The sequence below is a fragment of the Thalassotalea litorea genome (genome assembly GCF_043642205.1).
GTDB classification, from domain to species: Bacteria; Pseudomonadota; Gammaproteobacteria; order Enterobacterales; family Alteromonadaceae; genus Thalassotalea_A; species Thalassotalea_A litorea.
Genome location: NZ_JBHZSG010000020.1, coordinates 24,682 through 43,787 on the forward strand (window position 1 = coordinate 24,682; position 19,106 = coordinate 43,787).

The 19,106-nt window shown below is 43.3% G+C and carries 13 protein-coding genes; 11 read left to right on the forward strand and 2 right to left on the reverse strand.

From position 1 onward, the window contains the following. Window positions 1-275: 275 nt before the first annotated feature. The 8 genes from ACHUFQ_RS10400 (at window position 276) to nth (ending at window position 8,547) form a co-directional block, all read left to right on the forward strand. Complete coding sequence (locus tag ACHUFQ_RS10400) at window positions 276-515, forward strand: RNA recognition motif domain-containing protein (protein WP_394175331.1); 240 nt, start codon at window positions 276-278, stop codon at window positions 513-515. 319 nt (window positions 516-834) lie between these two features. Then, complete coding sequence (rsxA, locus tag ACHUFQ_RS10405) at window positions 835-1,413, forward strand: electron transport complex subunit RsxA (protein WP_394175333.1); 579 nt, start codon at window positions 835-837, stop codon at window positions 1,411-1,413. A 2-nt stretch (window positions 1,414-1,415) separates the two neighbouring features. Then, window positions 1,416-1,970, forward strand: a complete 555-nt coding sequence (gene rsxB, locus ACHUFQ_RS10410; protein ID WP_394175335.1) for an electron transport complex subunit RsxB — start codon at window positions 1,416-1,418, stop codon at window positions 1,968-1,970. A gap of 9 nt (window positions 1,971-1,979) precedes the next feature. Beyond that, entirely contained in the window at window positions 1,980-5,381 is a 3,402-nt protein-coding gene (gene rsxC / locus ACHUFQ_RS10415) for an electron transport complex subunit RsxC (protein WP_394175337.1), read from the forward strand. Window positions 5,382-5,383: 2 nt separating this feature from the next. Then, window positions 5,384-6,448 (forward strand): electron transport complex subunit RsxD, encoded by a 1,065-nt coding sequence (gene rsxD / locus ACHUFQ_RS10420; protein ID WP_394175339.1) that lies wholly within the window; start codon window positions 5,384-5,386, stop codon window positions 6,446-6,448. Then, window positions 6,445-7,083, forward strand: a complete 639-nt coding sequence (rsxG, locus tag ACHUFQ_RS10425) for an electron transport complex subunit RsxG (RefSeq protein ID WP_394175341.1) — start codon at window positions 6,445-6,447, stop codon at window positions 7,081-7,083. The genes rsxD and rsxG overlap by 4 nt, the downstream gene beginning before the upstream one ends. Continuing rightward, window positions 7,076-7,867, forward strand: a complete 792-nt coding sequence (locus tag ACHUFQ_RS10430) for an electron transport complex subunit E (RefSeq protein WP_394175343.1) — start codon at window positions 7,076-7,078, stop codon at window positions 7,865-7,867. The genes rsxG and ACHUFQ_RS10430 overlap by 8 nt, the downstream gene beginning before the upstream one ends. Before the next feature lie 47 nt (window positions 7,868-7,914). Continuing rightward, window positions 7,915-8,547: an endonuclease III gene (nth, locus tag ACHUFQ_RS10435; protein WP_394175345.1), complete on the forward strand. Its 633-nt coding sequence runs from the start codon at window positions 7,915-7,917 to the stop codon at window positions 8,545-8,547. 40 nt (window positions 8,548-8,587) lie between these two features. On the opposite strand, the gene ACHUFQ_RS10440 is transcribed toward nth, so the two are convergent. Next, window positions 8,588-9,343: a DUF6090 family protein gene (locus tag ACHUFQ_RS10440; RefSeq protein ID WP_394175347.1), complete on the reverse strand. Its 756-nt coding sequence runs from the start codon at window positions 9,341-9,343 to the stop codon at window positions 8,588-8,590. A 922-nt stretch (window positions 9,344-10,265) separates the two neighbouring features. After that, window positions 10,266-11,201: a hypothetical protein gene (locus ACHUFQ_RS10445; protein ID WP_394175348.1), complete on the reverse strand. Its 936-nt coding sequence runs from the start codon at window positions 11,199-11,201 to the stop codon at window positions 10,266-10,268. A gap of 265 nt (window positions 11,202-11,466) precedes the next feature. Here ACHUFQ_RS10445 and ACHUFQ_RS10450 point away from each other — a divergent pair, with 265 nt between their 5' ends. The 3 genes from ACHUFQ_RS10450 to ACHUFQ_RS10460 all read left to right on the forward strand — a co-directional run bounded on the left by ACHUFQ_RS10450 (window position 11,467) and on the right by ACHUFQ_RS10460 (window position 19,042). Further along, window positions 11,467-12,039, forward strand: a complete 573-nt coding sequence (locus ACHUFQ_RS10450) for a hypothetical protein (RefSeq protein WP_394175350.1) — start codon at window positions 11,467-11,469, stop codon at window positions 12,037-12,039. Between the two features lie 384 nt (window positions 12,040-12,423). Further along, entirely contained in the window at window positions 12,424-14,466 is a 2,043-nt protein-coding gene (locus tag ACHUFQ_RS10455; protein ID WP_394175351.1) for a winged helix-turn-helix domain-containing protein, read from the forward strand. A gap of 820 nt (window positions 14,467-15,286) precedes the next feature. Further along, window positions 15,287-19,042 (forward strand): S8 family serine peptidase, encoded by a 3,756-nt coding sequence (locus ACHUFQ_RS10460; RefSeq protein WP_394175353.1) that lies wholly within the window; start codon window positions 15,287-15,289, stop codon window positions 19,040-19,042. The last annotated feature ends 64 nt before the right edge of the window (window positions 19,043-19,106 follow it).

A 19,106-nucleotide genomic window follows, 5' to 3' on the forward strand; every position in this document is an offset into this window, starting at 1 on the left:
GGGTGGCAACGGTTGTCACCCTATGCACAAATAAAATCCAATCTTGACTTGCAAACCCACAATAGCAGATTCCAGTCTTGCTTGACCCATTAGTCAGGCATGTCGCGTTAGCGGCACGTTAATCGTTACCAAACTCCAATCAAAGTATGCGTTAGCAATGCTCCCTCAATTTAATGTGATTGGTATAAGCTTTTTCCATTAATAAAGACGAAATAACTTGGTCTATTTGAGATATATGAGACAATCTACCTATATAACCCCTCACATGGCTCATTATGAAACTTTTAGTTCGTAACTTATCCCGTTCAACCACTGAACAAGAAATCCGTATTTTATTTTCTGCCCACGGCAAGGTTACTGAATGTAGCCTGGTATTGGACCAATTGACGGGTAAATCAAAAGGCTTTGCGTTTGTTGAAATGCCTGATGAAAGTGAAGCAAAATCGGCTATTGCTGCCCTGCATGAAACTCGGCTTGCTAAGAATAGGATCCGAGTAAAAATCGCTCAAAAATAGTTACCACATGGCTTAAGCGCTTGACTCATTGAGATCAGCGTCGCCGTCTGCGACTATTTTTGATTGCTAGTGTTAAGCCGGCGCCACGCCGGTTTAATTAGAGTTAAACTAAACGAAAAAACGCCCTTCTATCGAACTTGCACGCTATCATAGTCGATAAATTGCTCACAGAAAGTTGCTCCTGAATAAAGCGAAGCCATGTTGGCTCAGTTCATTCTGATTATAAATTCAGCAACTGAAATATCCCTACAAACTACAAGTTGTTAAATCGCAGATAAACAAGGATAATAAAGGTAATTTTTCGATGTATTTATGATAAATGACTGATTATCTATTACTTTTAGTTGGCACAGTTTTAGTTAACAATTTTGTTCTGGTAAAGTTTCTCGGCTTGTGCCCTTTTATGGGGGTATCGTCTAAGACTGAGACCGCTATCGGCATGTCGCTTGCAACGACATTTGTGTTAACCCTCGCCTCTTTGCTCAGTTATTTGTTTTCAACGTATCTGCTCAAGCCATTCGGCCTGGAATACCTGACGACTATGGGTTTTATTCTGGTGATCGCCGTGGTTGTGCAATTTACAGAAATGGTTGTCCATAAAACCAGTGCCAGCCTGTATCGTCTGTTGGGCATATTCCTGCCATTAATTACCACCAACTGCGCCGTTTTGGGTGTGGCATTGCTCAATCTGTATGAGCAACACAACTTTTTTCAGTCAATCGTGTATGGTTTCGGTGCTGCGGTCGGTTTCTCTTTGGTGTTAATTCTGTTTTCTGCCATGCGCGAACGTCTTGCCAATGCTGATGTTCCAAAGCCTTTCCAGGGTGCTGCCATTGCAATGATCACCGCAGGACTCATGTCTCTTGCCTTTATGGGTTTCTCAGGGTTGGTGAAGTAGGCATGAGTATTCTTATCGCATTAGGTATTTTTGGGGTGATTGCGGTCATCTTTGGCGCCCTGTTGGGATTTGCCTCGGTACGATTCAAAGTTGAAGGTGATCCATTAGTTGAGCAAATCGATGCCCTGCTCCCGCAAACCCAGTGTGGCCAATGTGGATACCCGGGCTGCAAACCATACGCCGAAGCGGTGGCTAACGGTGATTCAATCAATAAATGTGCGCCTGGCGGCGACGATACGATCAAGCGTATCGCCGACTTAATGGGGGTAGATGCCATCCCTATGGATGAAAGCCACGAACAGGACAATACCCCGAAAGTTGCGTTTATCATTGAAGAAGATTGTATTGGCTGTACCAAGTGTATTCAGGCGTGTCCGGTTGATGCGATTACCGGTGCCGCCAAGCAAATGCATACCGTATTGGTCGATGAATGTACCGGTTGTGATCTGTGTGTCGATCCTTGTCCGGTAGATTGTATTGAGATGGTACCGGTTAAACAAACACTTCAGAACTGGCAATGGGATTTAGATGCCATTGAAGTCGTTCAGATAGATTAAGAGGAAGTTATGGAATCTGTCATTGAACGTATTGATAAAAATAAGTTTTTCTCATTTAACGGGGGCATACACCCACCGGAGCAAAAATTTCTCAGTAACGACAAACCGATTCGCCCGTTGGCATTACCCAAACGCTTAGTGCTGCCGGTGCAGCAACACATAGGTAATGTTGCCGATATCCTGGTAAAACCCGGCGATAAAGTCCTTAAGGGGCAACCGCTCACAGGTATTGCAACACCGATGACCGTGCCGGTTCATGCCCCGACATCCGGTACGGTACAGGATATCCGTAAGGCTAGCATTGCCCATCCATCGGCAATGGCAGAGCTGTGCATCATCATAGAGCCTGACGGTGACGATAAGTGGCAACCAAGAACCATTAATACCGATTATCATCAACTGCCAAAAGCCGATTTAGTCGCTAAAATCGCACAGGCAGGTATCGCAGGTATGGGGGGCGCGGGTTTCCCAACGAACATAAAAGTTAATAGTCAGGCGGGGGTAAAATATTTAATTATTAACGCCGCAGAGTGTGAGCCTTATATCACTGCTGACGATTTATTAATGCGCGAGCAGGCGGCCACAATTGCTGATGGTATTGAAATTCTCGATTACATGCTCGAACCTGAGTACATATTAATTGGCATTGAAGACAATAAACCACAAGCGATACAGGCACTCAAAACCGTCACTAAACACCTGGATAAAGTGCGGGTTTGCGTATTGCCAACCAAATACCCGACTGGCGGCGAAAAACAGTTGATAAAGGCTCTGGTGGGCAAAGAAGTTCCCAGTGGCTCTCTGCCAATCGATCTTGGGATTATCATGCAAAATGTTGCCACGGTATTTGCGATCGCCGAAGCCATTATCCATGACATCCCCTTGATCCGTCGTGTCGTTACCGTCACCGGGACAGCATTGAAAAAGCCACAAAATGTCTGGGCTCTTTTGGGTACCGAGATCCAACACTTACTGAATCAATGTGGTTACCAGCATCAGGATCAGCAACGCATCATTATGGGCGGGCCGATGATGGGCTTTACCCTGCCTTCCCTGCAAGTGCCCGTGGTTAAAATTACCAACTGTATTTTAGCCCCCACCAATAAAGAAATTGCGCCGGCGAGTCAGGAAATAGAATGCATTCGCTGTGGCCAATGTGCTGAGGTCTGTCCAAGTAACCTGTTGCCACAGGAATTACAGTGGAGCGCTAAAGCCAAAGACTATGATCAACTTGAAGCTTTGAACCTGTCTGACTGCATTGATTGCGGTGCTTGTGCATACGTGTGTCCGAGTCATATACCTCTGGTGCAATACTATCGAGTTGCGAAAGCGGAAATTAAAGCCAAGAAAATCCAGGAAGCAAAATCTGAAAAAGCGAAGCTACGTTTTGAAGCTCGCAAAAAGCGTTTGGAAAAAGAAAAACTCGCTCGCGAAGAGAAACAACGCCTGGCTGCAGAAGCCAGAAAAAGCAAAGCGAAAAATACCGGCGCATCTGGCCCTTCCGGTGCTGTGGCTGCAGCCCTTGCCAGGGTTAAAGCGAAAAAAGCTCAGCAGGATACAAAACCATCCGACGCTACTACCAGCCCAGATAATAATGAGCAAGAAATCAACTCGAGTTCAGTGAAAAGTGCGGCCGCGGCAGCAATTGCCCGAGCAAAAGCCAAACGCCTTGCGGCACAGAAAAAAGTGGAAATTGACGCTGAGCATGCTCGTTTTCAGCGCCCGAATGACGGCACAAGCGAATCTTTGCAACAGTCACCCGAGAACACTTTGGCAGGCACCGATAACGATTCGGCCAGTGCCAGCCCAGCGGTGAGTGAAAAAGCCGACTCAAAAGCCGCGGCCATCGCCCGTATTAAAGCTAAGAAAGCGGCTGAAGCGAGCGTAGATAACGCTCAAGAGAAAATAACCGAGACGTCAAAAAATTCTGATAACGAAGACACGAAAGTTGACGCTAAAGCCGCTGCCATTGCGCGAATTAAAGCCAAGAAGGCAGCTAAAGCCAAGGTAGACAACGCTCAAGAAAAAATTACCAAGACATCAAAAAACTCTGATAACGAAGACACGAAAGTTGACGCTAAAGCCGCAGCAATTGCGCGAATTAAAGCCAAGAAGGCGGCTGAAGCGAAGGCTGAAAAGCCAGACCATTTATTGACGAACGAAACGGCAGAATCCTCAGAAGCGGACAAGAAAATTGACGCCAAAGCCGCAGCAATTGCGCGAATTAAAGCCAAGAAGGCGGCTGAAGCGAAGGCTGAAAAGCCAGACCATTTATTGACGAACGAAACGGCAGAATCCTCAGAAGCGGACAAGAAAATTGACGCCAAAGCCGCCGCCATTGCGCGAATTAAAGCTAAGAAGGCGGCAACTGCAAAACCTGAAACCGCCGAAGTTAAACCAGGGCTTTCCGTAAAAGCTGTTCCTGAAGCGATTGCAACGTCAGCTAAAGAAGTTGTAGCTCAAGCAAAACCTGAAGGCGAAAAGGCAATGGCCTCTGAAGCGTCAGAAAAGCCGAAAACCACTCGCACGCCCGCCACAAGAAAAACAACAGGCAAAGCTGAAGCGTCTGCAGAAAAAGCAGAAACGAAAGCGGCGGCAACCAAAAAGGCCGTAGCCTCAAAAACTGCGGAAAAGAAAGCGCCAGTTAAGAAAGCTGCAGTTAAAAAAGCGCCAGCAAAGAAAGTTTCAGAAAAGAAAACGGCAGCTGCAAGTAAAAAGACCACCGCAGCAACAACGAAAAAAGAGGTGGCAACCAAGAAGCCTGCAACTGCAAAAGCGGCTGCAAAATCGACTAAAGTGAGCAGTACGGCTAAAACCGCTAGTGCAACCACCGAAAAAGCCAGTACTGCAAAGGCAAAACCTGCAACTCGCAAAGCTGCGACAAAAACCGCAGAAAAAGCCGTAACCAAAAAAGCAGCAAGCAAATCCACAAAGACATCTGCAACAGCCAAAACAGCAAGTGCGGCGGCAAAATCAAGCAGTGCTACCACAGAGCTCAAGGCTGCAAAAACGACTACAACAAAATCAACCGCCACAAAAACCAAATCGGCAGCGAAACCCACTACTGCGACTCGTAAAACCGCAACAGCGGATAGCAGTGACGGCAAAACCAGTGATAGCCAAAACAAGAGTGCGAAACAAGCCGTGACTCGAAAACGTACAACGAAGACCGACGAGTCAAAGGTTAAGGCGACGACTAAAAAAGCCACGACAACCCGAAAAACCGTGGCTAAAACTAAGCAGGCCGACTTATTCGGTGATGCTGACGGTGCTGATCGTCAAGCCAGTACAACATCAGCGGCGAAAACAAAAGCCGTGAGTGATGATGAGAAAAAAGCAAAAATCGCCAAGGCTATTGATAAAGCCAGAACCCAGGCGGATGCAAAGAAACAACAAAAGGCAGATAGCTAAACATGGCATTTTGGATAGCAAGTTCACCCCATAATCATATTCAGGCCAAAACCCCAGCATTGATGCGATTGGTCATTTTGGCAACCGTGCCAGGAGTCCTTGCGCAATGGTATTTCTTTGGCTGGGGAAATCTCATTCAGATTGGCTTGGCGGTTTTATTCAGCGTGCTGGCAGAAATTACCTTCCTGGCGATCCGCGATAAAAATATAAAGGCACAGATTTCTGATTACTCAGCAGTATTAACCGGTGTATTGATCGGCATCTCCATACCCTCTTTTGCCCCTTGGTGGATAACCGCCATTGGCAGCATCTTTGCGATAGGCGTGGTAAAACAACTCTACGGTGGTCTGGGTTACAATATTTTCAATCCGGCGATGGCCGCATACGTGTTGTTGCTCGTTTCTTTCCCGGTACAGATGACTTCCTGGGCGCCGGTGCATGATTTGATTGCCCAGCCCGTTGACTTCCTCAATACCCTTTGGCTGATCTTTACCGGTTTTACCTGGGATGGTTTTTCGGTTGAACAGATCCGCATGAATATTGATGGTGTTACTATGGCAACACCATTAGATACCTTAAAAACCGATATTAGCCGCGGCCTTACCGTTGAAGAAAGCTATGCCAACCCCGTATTTGGGCAATTTTTCAGTCATGGCTGGGAGTGGATCAATCTGGGATTTCTTATTGGCGGTATCTACCTGATTGCAAAAAAAGCGATCGACTGGCGTTTACCAGTCAGCTTTTTAGCCGGGATGCTGATATTTACCTTTATCGGCTACGTCGTAAGCCCTGACAGCTCCGCATCGACCATGTTTCATTGGCTTAGCGGCGGCACTATGCTTGGTGCATTTTTTATTATTACCGACCCGGTGAGTGGCTCAACCACGCCAAAAGGGCGAATTATTTTTGCCCTGCTAATCGCTTTTTTAGTGGTTATCATTCGCAATTTTGGTGGCTACCCGGATGCCATCGCGTTTGCAGTGCTATTAGCTAATATGGCAGTGCCTTTGATTGACCAATATACTCGTCCGAGAACCTATGGCCACAATCAACGAGGTGAGTCATGAAGCAAGCGATAAAATCCAATGCCATGATCCTTGGTGGCTTCGCCTTGATTTGTACGTTAATGGTGGCATTGGTGGATTTATTGACCGCAGACACCCGGGCGCGACAGGCTGAGCAGCAGCTGTTAAATACCTTGTATCAGGTGATAAATCCGGCGCGGTTTAACAATGATATCTATATGGCATGTCAACATGTTCAGGATCGAGATTTGCTGGGCAGTGACAAGCCACAAACGGTATATACCGCACGCCAGGACAATTTGCCGGTCGCCGTAGCCATCACCAGCGTAGCTCCTGATGGCTACAACGGTAATATCGAATTACTGGTAGCGATTAATAAAGATGGTAGCCTTAGTGGCGTACGGGTTCTTGAACATCAGGAAACCCCGGGCCTTGGCGATAAAATCGAAACACGAAAATCTGAATGGATTTATCGATTTGAAAACAAAAAAATGACCAGCGAAAAAGACAGTCGTTGGGCAGTGAAAAAAGATGGTGGTATGTTTGATCAGTTTACTGGGGCGACAATCACCCCCAGAGCGATCGTTAATGCCGTGAAAAACACCATGCTATTTTTTGACAAGAACCAAACGGAACTATTAAGCAACACCACATCCTGTCGAGGTGAAAATGGCTGAACAATCAATTGATACGCCAAACGTTAACCCGGATGTTGAATCTGGCAACAGTAGCGCCGATACGCCAGATATTACCGATAGAAATCCGGGCGAATATCGCGAATTGGTCTGGCAGGGGCTATGGAAGAATAATCCAGGACTTGTTCAGTTATTGGGTTTATGTCCATTATTGGCCGTCACTACGACCTTTACCAATGCACTAGGGCTAGGCCTTGCAACCTTGTTGGTACTTATCTGTTCTAACGCCACCGTATCAGCAATTCGTCAATGGGTACCTAAGGAAGTTCGAATTCCGATTTTTGTTCTGATCATTGCCGCCTTTGTAACCTGCGTGCAATTACTGATGAATGCCTATGCTTACGGTATATATCAGTCTTTAGGAATATTCCTACCGCTGATTGTTACCAACTGTGCGATCATCGGCCGAGCCGAAGCCTACGCATCGAAAAACCCGGTGAGACAAGCCAGTTTTGACGGTTTAATGATGGGCGTCGGCTTTGCTCTGGTCCTATTGGCGTTAGGGACGATTCGTGAAATTCTCGGACAAGGCACGTTATTTGATGGTGCCCACCTGTTACTCGGCGATTGGGCCACGGTATTAAAGATTGAAGTTTTTAATTTTGACTCGAAGTTTTTACTGGCAATTCTGCCTCCTGGTGCTTTTATTGCGATGGGTTTTTTGATTGCTGCGAAAAACTTTATTGATAATCGTCAGGCGGAAAAACTGGCAAAAGACAAGAAGCCAAAAGAAATCGAACGGGTTCGTGTGAACTTTGAAGGTTAATAATTCTATTTTAACAGCAATAACCAAAACGCAAACAAGACATCGCCATGAATAAAGAAAAACGATTACAGATACTAACTCGCCTGCGGGATGACAATCCCAACCCAACCACAGAGTTAAACTTTTCCAATCCGTTTGAATTGCTCATCGCGGTTTTACTCTCCGCCCAGGCAACGGATGTTGGCGTAAACAAGGCGACCGGTCCGCTTTTTGCTGTGGCAAACACCCCGCAGGCAATACTGGATCTCGGTCTTGATAAGCTAAAAAACTATATAAAAACCATAGGGCTGTTTAATACCAAAGCCGAAAACACCATGAAAACCTGCCAGATGCTGGTTGATTTGCATGGTGGTGAAGTCCCGGAAGATCGTGAAGCGCTCGAAGCCTTGCCTGGTGTTGGCCGAAAAACCGCAAACGTAGTTTTAAACACTGCATTTGGCTGGCCGACCATTGCCGTTGATACACACATCGATCGCGTATCAAATCGCACCAAGTTTGCCATGGGAAAAAATGTGGTTGAAGTTGAAAAGAAACTTCTTAAGGTCGTCCCAGCGGAATTCAAAGTCGATGTCCACCACTGGTTAATCCTACATGGTCGTTATACCTGCGTTGCCCGCAAGCCTAAGTGTGGTTCTTGTATTATCGAAGATTTGTGTGAGTACAAGGATAAGGTTGAATAAATAGTAAACCTTAGTTCATTTGCCACTTATGGTACCGTATTTATTTGGCATGTTTAATTTCAAAATTTAGAATATCAATTAATTCTTGCTGAAGCTTTATTGTTTTGATCAATTGATTAATATGCATATGAGTCAAAGTAAGTTTCATAGAAACGGCATGTTCAATTGCTGGAGTTGATAAAAGTTTGACTTGGTCGAAAGGAAAGTTACTCGGCCCAACGCCTTCAAGCTCTCCTGTTGAAGCAATTGAACTTTTCCAAGAATGGAGATCCAGCCAAACCTCAGCAGCAGTTTCTTGATGCTTAGAGATAGCTTGTTGCATAAATTTTATATGACTTATCACATTAGCCCATTTACGCAACTTTTCTTGGAGCTGTATGTTAGTGATTAAATTGAAGTCTCCATTTGATTGAGACATATCAAATATTACTTTGTTTGGAGAGTAACTCGGATTCCAATAATAGTTGGCAACCGTATCATGGATTACAGAATCTTCGACTTTATCAGGTTTTGGCCCCATTAAATCCAAAAACGTCGCTAGTTTGTTTCGGACTTGTTCCAAGTCATTGACTGAACCCTTCAAACTCAGTTGATTGGATTCAAACTCACTTTTTAGTTTCGTAAGTAAGACAATCTCTTTCTGGCTATTTAACCTGTCCTCATTCCAATTGTTAATTGCCACTGCGAACATAATGCCCACAACAATAATGATAGTTTCACCCAATGCATATACTAGGTATTTACCCATTTTATTGGTCAGTAAAAAAGCTCTTCGTTGTTTACTAAACAGGGGCATATTGAATTAAGCTTAACAAGAATTTTTCCAGAGTATAGGTTCCATTTGTGTTTTACAATGAAGCTGTTTCAGTCTGTACTGGTCTTCCATAATACCAATCCCATTAAATTATCGCTCACTCAGTGAGAATTTAAAGGCTTTTAGACAAGGCTTTGATTGCAGAGAATGGTTATTCCGCTCTCAAAAACAGCCAAAATCAGCCAAAATCAGTAACGTAGTCCAAACGCCTTTAAAACTCCCCCGTAGGGAGTTTATCTTAAGGTCCATTTCCTGCCCTATATTTCATTAATATAGAATGACTATATCAATAAAATCTGTGTTGTAACTGAACCTCGGCCCTAACTCTGAGTTGTGCACAAACTTAGTGGGATTGGTATAACAGTATCAGTTTAGATGCTTCCAGTTAGCCTATCCATTCTGCTCTATATTAAAACCATTTAAAGACCATCATTTGATTAAAAGCTTGTGAATATTAAGTCTAAGCCTATATCGGTGTTTAAACAGTGGAGCCTAATGAAATTAAAAACGATGTACACCGCAGGCTAATCCTATATGGTCCTTATACCTGCGTTGCCCGAAGCCTAAGTGTGGTTCTTGTATTATCGAAGATTAATGAGAATTTAAAGATTAAACAGAGTTATTGTTAATTGGTTTTTTCAATTGACGAAATTGAAGAATTCTGCAGAGGCTAACATTTGTTCATCCTGATCAACTAAACACTCAGTCAGCCTCGTTTTACGAATGTAGATAGTTAATTATACTTTATAAATCGTATCCGTTTTCAACTTTGCAGTATGATGCTACTGTATCTTAAGTGATGCGGATAATCAGACTCAATTTCCTTTTTTAAGTATCCTGCACAATCTATCAATAATGCGACATCAATAGACATATGAATAGGTTTACGTCTAACATGAATGACTTATTCAATTATTCGTAAGGTAAACCCGCAATATTCTGCAACATCTTGCATTAATGAAGAGGCTGTTCTGAATTCTGAGGCGGTTAGAGCATCCTCTCCGCCGGTTGAAAAATACAACCCAAATATATTCCCCTTTCTTACCTTTTCATTTATTAAATTACGGTTTTGATCATAGGATTTGTTTATTTTAATTGACTGATTATGATCACCTTGAGGAGTTTCAATCATAAAGTCTCCTGTAATTTCAGACAATCCCATCGAAATCCAATTAGCTTTTTTTAAATCTATCTGATTTTTCCAATCTTCGCTTTTATTTACGAATGTCGGCTTATAGTGTCCACTTCTAACATTTTTTAAATAATATAGGTTAAAAGCAAGGCTACAATTTTGATCTACCTCGAAGGTTACTTCTCGTGACGAAGTATAAAACTTAGCAGAATTCTTATAGCTTAACCCGCGGCTCAACAGCTTATTGAGTTTATCTATTTTAGGTATGATCGTAACTTCAGCTGGAGGGGTTGATGAGCCATGACGACCACTAGTTATGGTGCCACTTAATATTCTTGCATAACCTTTTATAATAGTAGGCTTTGAGCGTTCACCACTAATTTCAGCATTGCCACCAACAATTGCATTTCCCATAATCCTTACATAGCCTGAAACATAGGCTTCATCTTTAACTACCGATTTTCCCATTACCCTTACGTTATGCTCTATGGTAGCTGAGTCACACACCGCTGCGGTTGGTGCGATAAAAGCATCTTCAGAGACAAAGGCGCCATTTGATACAAAGCCTCCTTGTCTGGGGTTAGTTTTTCGATCATTAGTAAAAAAGTACCCAGATTCCTCTGGGCAACTATTAGAAGTTGCCGCGATGAGTTCACCACTAAAGGAAAGTGCTATAACACATAGGCATATTCTTGTTATAAAGTACATCTAACTTCCTGGATAAATACATAAATATCGGATTATATTCTACGGGTAAAATTCATAGTAAACAACACACGGTAGGTAGTCCTCCCATTTTAATTTAGGATATAAACTCAACAAAGCCTTCATAAAACCACTTACTAATATTTTTATACATAGCAATGACATACCAAGTTTGATACAAGTATTATAAACATGAAAGTACGAGATACTGCGGTAGAAAATACGCATTTCTTATTATTAACTTGTTAAGCGCGCAGGAGATTGTTAAGTGCCAGCATATGCGACTATTGAATTTGAAATATTAAGGAAAAACCTGACCGAAACGTTAGTAAAAGAATTTTATGATGCGATGTTTGTACACGGTTTGAATTTCGAGAAGGTATTTGTCTGGGGCTGCGATGAAAATTTAAAAATCGATGACATAATTGCTTGGAATCAGGAAAAGTTGAATGACAATTTCAAGCTGGGTTTTACACAGGACATTTCACATAACTATAGGCAAATATTAATTTGTGGCACACCTTATTCTGAGTGTCGTTTATTTATAACTAATTATGGAGAATCATTTAGTTTTCACGTAATTGTACCCGAAGATGAAATGCACGCTGAAAATATCGATCTTTTATTGAAGGCATCGGAAAATGTTTGGAATGCTTTGCCCATTGAAATTATTCAAAGCTATGGCGAATTGAATGACAGTTACAAGTTCGTTGACATCCAGTCAGCTAATGAAGTATCGATTGAGTTTTTCGCATTTACTTCTCAATCCAATCTCATTACAGAATTGAAAAATAAACACTCGGGTTGCGCATCAAGTAGAGGGTTTAAGTTTGTCAATTAGCCGTTAATATTGTTGATGGCAAATACATATTGAGGCACTCTGATGTGAATTCATCGACGGCCAATTTTGTCACTTTCTCTTTTCAAGGTCGTTACGCAAAGCCGTTAATTGAAGAATTAAACCCAACCTTCGATTACACCCGCCCTGCCCGCAAAAAACATTGCATAATTGTAAAAGCCCTTTTTAAAAGCATAATCATGCAATTAAACTGCATACTCAGTTACCCATTTAAACGATAGAAATGCATCTGTTGCAGCGTATTTAGTACGCCCTCCCCGGTTCAGGAAATGAGTGATATATCAATACCGGCGTCGCTAGTTATTTACGCAGTTTTCAGTTACTCTCTAGCGGTATTTTTCATCTTTAATAATAATACGGTCCGATATGAAGCTAATAAGCGAATATGCTAATTTCGAATTTTTGATAGGAGATGCCTCCTTCAAAGTTAATCAGCTATCGCTTGAGCATAATGGTCAACAAGCTAAATTGACCGTAAAAGTTGCTGAGTTGTTGATTTTATTTTTGGTTTCAGCCGATCACGTTGTTGATTTTGAAACCGCCATAAGCCGGGTCTGGCTCGACAATGAGGATGTTGGTAAAAAAGGTGTCACCAATTCTATCTGGATGTTGCGCAAACAGTTCAAAGATATTGGTGTCAGTGATGATATTTTTGAATCAATTCCGAAAGTCGGTTACCGGCTAACCTTACCTGTTCAGTCAACTCAGACCGCGAAAAACTTTTCCCCGAAAAAACGTATCGCAATATTCACAGCGATTTTACTTCTGGCGCTGGCCAGCTTATACCTGTTGTTCCACAAACCTGAAGCCCTATTTGTTGACGGCGTGGATGCGGTTAAAGTTACCAATTATGAAGGCGTGGAAGAACATGTCGCAATTTCTGATGACGGCCAATACATGGCGTTTACCTGGATCCGAGACAAAGAACACAGCCAGATATATATTAAAAATTTAAATGACGATAACGCGCCGCTAAATTTACTCTCTGGTAATGGCGGACGCGAAGTATCACCGACCTGGGGCCCGGGTAATAATGCCATTGCTTATGCCAATATAAAAGATAACGGCAGTTGTCGTCTGCATATTAAAGATCTGCTTCTCAACAATGATCGGATAATCGGCAGTGACTGTTACTACATTCCCTATCGCCGCATTGTTACCTGGCCTAAGGAACAAAAAAATACGTTAATCTATGCCAAACAACTCAAAGACCGCGTAGCCCTGTTTAGCATTGATTTCAATCAATCTAGCGAAACACAACTGACCTTTCCAGATCCCGGTGAAGTAGACTATGCACCAAGGTATGTGAACAACCAACTGTATTTTATTCGCGAAACTCAAAAAGCTTCGAATGTTGAATTGAACAGGCTCAATGCTAACGGCGAAGCAACCCGCTTGATACATGATGTTTTAGGCATTGTCGATTTCGATATTGACGGCGATAGCCATACGATTTACGTCAACTATGTCGATGATAGTTTGCATCGTTTACAGGCAATGGACTTTGACGGCAATGTATTGACGGAATTCTCTGTTGGCAAATTGATGAGTAGCATCAGCTATTCAAAAGCACTGCAGAGCGTTTTCACCGCCGAGCATATTTCTCTGGAATATATTAGCCACCTAGAGTTTGAAACGGGTAAAACATTGCAAAAAATATCTTCTGGATCCCGAGATTTATACGGTGAATATGTGCCTGCGCTTGACGGCATAGCATTCCTGTCAAACCGGGATAAATCCTGGGGGGTATGGTTAAAGACGCCACAAAAAAGCGTCAATCTTACCGCTAACCTGGGTGAAGCCAGCGTGCCAAGAGTCCATCAACCTAGTGGCCAGATCGCGACCAGAATCCGTACTCCAAATGGTCAAAATTTTATTTACATTTTGAATGATGGCGAACCAAGACAACTGGATCTTGGTGAACTCGAACCCAATGGCTATTCCTGGTCTGATTCTGGTGATCTTCTGTATTTTACAGCCGCAAGTAATGATGCCTTTGGATTATACGAATACCACCTTGATAGTTCTAAGATCACCCAGTTAAGTCAATCAGATGAAGCATATATGGTTGAATTGGACGGTAATACATTAATCGTTTCTCGCCGAAATCAAAATGGTCTATGGCGGTTTAATAAATTATCCGGAACATTTACATTACTTACAACATCGCTGTCTAAGTCAGATTTTGGCGCGTTCTTTTATCAACATGGTGCCATCTATTTTCTCAAGCGAACCAAAGAAAATGATCAGATCATTAAACTGGCGGCTGAGCAGGAGGATGTCATGTTAAACTTACCGCCAAACTCAGTTCGAAAATTTTTCGGTATTGCCAAAGCCAGTGACAATAGTTTTATCGCCACGATGAAACTTGCCAATGAAGCTGAGATTTATCAGTACATCAGCAAATAAACCCGATTTGTTGATAATCACAGTGCTACACCCCAGAGCTAAACATTGGGCAACACCTTAGCCTGCTGTGCAGATTTTATCCCCCATAACTCGCTGCACTTTCGAAGTCTGTGGGGTTATACCAATCACATTTAGTTTGTGCACCATTCAGAGTTAGGGCAGAGGTTCACTTATACCAATCACATTTAGTTTGTGCACAACTCAGAGTTAGGGCAGAGGTTCAGTTGCAACATAGATTTCATTGATATAGTCATTCTATATTAAAGAAATATAGGGTCGTAAATGGGCCGCTCACTAACTCCCTACGGGTGAGTTTTAAAGGTGTTTATCCTGCGTTACTGATTTTGAGATAATGGAGCGACCAATCTCTGCAATCAAAGCCTTGTCTAAAAGCCTTTAAATTCTCACTGAGTGAGCAATAATTTAATGGGATTGGTATTATCGATTTTTCAGCAGCGTCATTGCATCATTGATACCGTGAATCGCCTGCTCCTACTGTGCGTTATTCATCCGTGACACCCTTGTCTAAACCTTAGTCTCTATAAGTTTTCTTCGATAACCTCAGACCTTGCCTTCGCTCTACAGCTCTCGACCATCCATCACAAACCATTGTTATTTAAGGTTTTAGATAACTATTAGAGCATTCATTGATGCGGCAACCTTTGGCAATTTTTCGATTCGATAAAAATTGGATGTATTCACGGTTGCATTGGATTTTTCTGTTACGTAAATACGTGTGTGATAGCCAAAAGAAAGAGTAGTTAAAGCTCTCAATTACAGCTCTCATTACATAACGTTGATAATACCTAAGGGAGAAAAGATGACGTTTCAAAAAAAAGCAATCGCGCTAATTATCGGTTCTTTATGTGCCGGAGTCAGTGTTGCTTCAATGCAAAATGAAGAAGCAAATAGTCGAACCGAAACGGTTCAGTCAGAAATTAACACGCCAAATCACTACACCGTTGTGCTGAAAAGCTCATTTGAGCAACAGCCAACTCATAAGGTCAATTCCGCTCAAATAGCCGAACAGCAAGCACTACTGATCAGCTATGTGAAAACGCTTGACCCACTAGTTAAAGTCAATTACCAGACCAAACTACTTGGCAACCTTGTGACGTTTGAATCCAGATTAAACCTGGCAGAAGCACTGGCCGAGCACAGCAATGTTGCTTCGGTACACACATACGCCGCGGAACGCACACTGGTTAAGCCCCAAAGTGCAGACAGGCTCCACAGCGCTATAGCCAATACCGCAACGTCGGATCCGGTTATCGCGTTGACGCCATATAATAACGATGTAAATGCTGGCTCCGGCGCCAGTGTCGCGATCATTTCAACCGGCGTTGACTACACCTTAAAATTTTTCGGAGGTAGCGGTGAGCTCGGCGATGACAATGATCCAGAAACTCCACCAGCAGCAGGTAGCTATTTAGAAGCACTTGAACATGGTGCCATCGAGTATGCAGGATTTCCAACGCCAGTCATCGCCGGTGGCTGGGATTTTGCGAGTGAAAATTATGGTAATGATGCCAACCCGATTGACCAATACTACCACTATGAGAGCTGGAATGGCTGGCAATACCCAACAGGTTTGGGTACTAAGCTTGCGAGTATTGTTCACCAGTTAGCGCCTGGTGCAAAAATTCATGCGTATAAGGTAATGAATGTCAACGAAACATTCGCAACAGGTGCGAGTTTAGATCGTATCGTTCAGGCCATTGAGCACGCTCTCGACCCTAACCAGGATGGTGACACTTCAGATCACTTAGATGTCGCATTATTAGATGCTGACGGCGCTGCCGCATTTTATGCTGGAAGCGGTACAAGCAGTTTTACATTGTCGCAATATCTTATCGAGAAAGCCTCGGGCTTGGGTTTAACCATCGTAGCTGACTCCGGAGACCTGGCGGAATATGGATTATACGACGATGCAACGGAAAAACATCGTTATTGGCTAGCACCTAGTGCCGCATCAACAAGCTCAATATCTGTTGGGTCGATTGTTCAGAACGACGAAAGCTATAGTGTATCGTCCTTTTCACCCAAAGGTCCGGTACGTGGTAGCAAAGCGTTAAAACCAGAATTGGTCAGCTTTGGCGAAAATCAACCTGTTGCTGAAATCACCAAATCACTTGCTGATGGTGGTGGCTCATCAACCGATACAAGGTTTACCAATGCAACCGGTGGCGTGTTTGCCGCGGCACGAATTGCAGCTGCAGCCGCCGTTATTAAGGCTAACAATCGTGCAGTGGGTCCCGCCGAAATCAAAGCCTTGTTAGCCAATACGGCCACAAATCCGGGTATCAAAGAAACCGGCGGTGATCAAAGTGCTGAATTGTATTCTGTCGGCCATGGTATGGAGAATATTGAAGCTGCCATCGCTACGCCAGTATTTACCTGGGATGCCGCAAACAACCAGCCTTATTTGCAATTCGGTACTCATGAAGTACATTCGAGCAAACGCATTACTAAAGATGTTTTTGTTCGCAATTTATCGGATAAAGCGCAAACCTACACCTTAAGTTACAATAATTTTGGCGATGCGCAACGCTTATCAGGTATAAACGTGACCTTACCTGAGCAGGTCAATATCCCTGCCGGTCGCAGCGTAACCTTCTCAGTCACTATCGATATTGACGCCAGCGAATTACCCGCATGGCCATTGATGAATACGGTTGATTTTACCGACGAAAACTTAAAGAAAACTGAGCTAAATGGTTACATTACCTTCAGTGCAGAAAATCAGCCGGATCTCAATCTGGGATGGATGTTGCGCGCCCGTCCTGCAACGGTGGTAGCAAAGAACGTCATCACTACCGAATTTCCTGAGTACTTAGGCTATGATCCGGATACCTACCAGTCTCGCTACAACCATCTAGACTGGGCACGGGAGACTTACCCTGACAATGAATGGGGAAACCTGCAATATACCGCTTACAAAACAACATTTGTTAACGACTCAGCCACACCAACTACCTTTAATGCCTACCCGGTAATTATGGATAAAGGCTATGTTTCAGAGGACTTGTTGACACTAAATGGCCATGTAATTCAATACGTTGGAGCAGGTGTTTACGATGCTGCTCAGTGCAGTGTATCGGGTAAAAAATTCGCTTTAGCGGTTAATTTAGCGATGCCGGCCAATGTCACGATGGCAAATCACATTGATAAAATCGGTGAACGACTATTTTTCTTCGACCTGTTTCATGAAAGTGTCGTAGAAGAAAATAACTGGAACGAAAGTTTCACTAACGGTTACCTTTGGGATGAAGCACAGATATTCAATCAGCCATATGTTGCGATTAACGAAGCTGGTCAGCCACAAAGCTACTTTATCGATTACAACAAAGCGTATGATCATACGGATCCTAACGGCCGATATACTAAATCAAGTTTACCGACATTATTTACCAGTGATGGTCGTAATGTAGTATCGCAGTTTTGTTTAGAAGATTTATATCATCACGACATTGACGGTATCGAAGACTTTGATCAAAATTTAGGGATTCATGTTGAAACCGACCGAGATTCTGGCCGTAATAAGGGTGAGCCGATCACCCAGTTCAATCCGGTTAAAGGTGGCTTTGTAAAAACCGAAACCATATGCGACGACTGGGGCTGGTGTAATGAGCAAGTAACCGACACGTCGACTGTGATTCGATTCGCTTCAGCTACCGATGATGTCAATACGGCTTCGTGGGCAGCCAGCTATACGGCGCAACCCGGTGAAGAAGTCACCATCGCTGCAGCCAAATCTTCTGCTGGTGGGTTCGGTATTGGTGCAAGATCATTAGCCGATTCAACGAACCCTAAATTTCTGGTATTGAGTGCCAATGATGACTTAAGTGTGCTCGGCTATACCGGACACTTGGATGAAGATGGCACCATCATTCCAGATGTGAAGCAAGGGCAACAGTTTAGTCTGAATGAAAATGCTGAAAACGGAACCGTCGTCGGTACTCTTGAACTTGATACACAAGGCTTCTTTGCCTATCCGGAGACAGAATATGCGAGCTATTCCATTGATATCGTCGGCGCTATCCCTGGTACGCCATTCTCTATCAACGATAACCATGAAATAGTGGTTGCCAATTCAGCCGCGCTAGACTTTGAAATAACATCACAAATTATTCTCGATGTTGTTTCCCGTCAATCAAATAACATTGGTCGCACAGCTCAGGTTAAAATCAATTTAACCGATGTAAATGATGTTGCACCAATCGTTTCCCAGCAAGCAGCATCGATGCTACAGGGCATAGTGATCGAAAAGATGGGTGGCGCAGCTTCAATTGCCATTGATATCAGCGACTTGTTTGAAGAGATTGAAGGCCAGGCTTTAACCTATTCGGTGTTCTCAGACTCCATTGATAACCTATCTTATATTGATGGCATGATCATCGGCGAAACCAAGACAGGTGGTCAGCACACCATAAACATTACCGCTTCAGACGGCGTTTATGAAACTGACTATGCGTTATCAATTGAAGTTATTGGTAACAATAGTGGTGGTGGTATCGGGTTCCTATTCCTGTTGCTAACCGGCTTCGCAACTCTGGCACGCAGAAAATATAACTAACCTAGGATAGCGAAAAGCTATCTTAGGATAGCTTTTCGCGCTAATACATTATGAAGTTAAAGCT

What these genes read in the sequence shown, in the direction of transcription:
- ACHUFQ_RS10445 (WP_394175348.1), bottom strand. Translation starts at nt 11,201, where the DNA reads ATGTACTTTATAACAAGAATATGCCTATGTGTTATAGCACTTTCCTTT.
- nth (WP_394175345.1), top strand. Translation starts at nt 7,915, where the DNA reads ATGAATAAAGAAAAACGATTACAGATACTAACTCGCCTGCGGGATGAC.
- ACHUFQ_RS10455 (WP_394175351.1), top strand. Translation starts at nt 12,424, where the DNA reads ATGAAGCTAATAAGCGAATATGCTAATTTCGAATTTTTGATAGGAGAT.
- ACHUFQ_RS10430 (WP_394175343.1), top strand. Translation starts at nt 7,076, where the DNA reads ATGGCTGAACAATCAATTGATACGCCAAACGTTAACCCGGATGTTGAA.
- rsxB (WP_394175335.1), top strand. Translation starts at nt 1,416, where the DNA reads ATGAGTATTCTTATCGCATTAGGTATTTTTGGGGTGATTGCGGTCATC.
- rsxA (WP_394175333.1), top strand. Translation starts at nt 835, where the DNA reads ATGACTGATTATCTATTACTTTTAGTTGGCACAGTTTTAGTTAACAAT.
- ACHUFQ_RS10460 (WP_394175353.1), top strand. Translation starts at nt 15,287, where the DNA reads ATGACGTTTCAAAAAAAAGCAATCGCGCTAATTATCGGTTCTTTATGT.
- rsxC (WP_394175337.1), top strand. Translation starts at nt 1,980, where the DNA reads ATGGAATCTGTCATTGAACGTATTGATAAAAATAAGTTTTTCTCATTT.
- rsxD (WP_394175339.1), top strand. Translation starts at nt 5,384, where the DNA reads ATGGCATTTTGGATAGCAAGTTCACCCCATAATCATATTCAGGCCAAA.
- rsxG (WP_394175341.1), top strand. Translation starts at nt 6,445, where the DNA reads ATGAAGCAAGCGATAAAATCCAATGCCATGATCCTTGGTGGCTTCGCC.
- ACHUFQ_RS10400 (WP_394175331.1), top strand. Translation starts at nt 276, where the DNA reads ATGAAACTTTTAGTTCGTAACTTATCCCGTTCAACCACTGAACAAGAA.
- ACHUFQ_RS10440 (WP_394175347.1), bottom strand. Translation starts at nt 9,343, where the DNA reads ATGCCCCTGTTTAGTAAACAACGAAGAGCTTTTTTACTGACCAATAAA.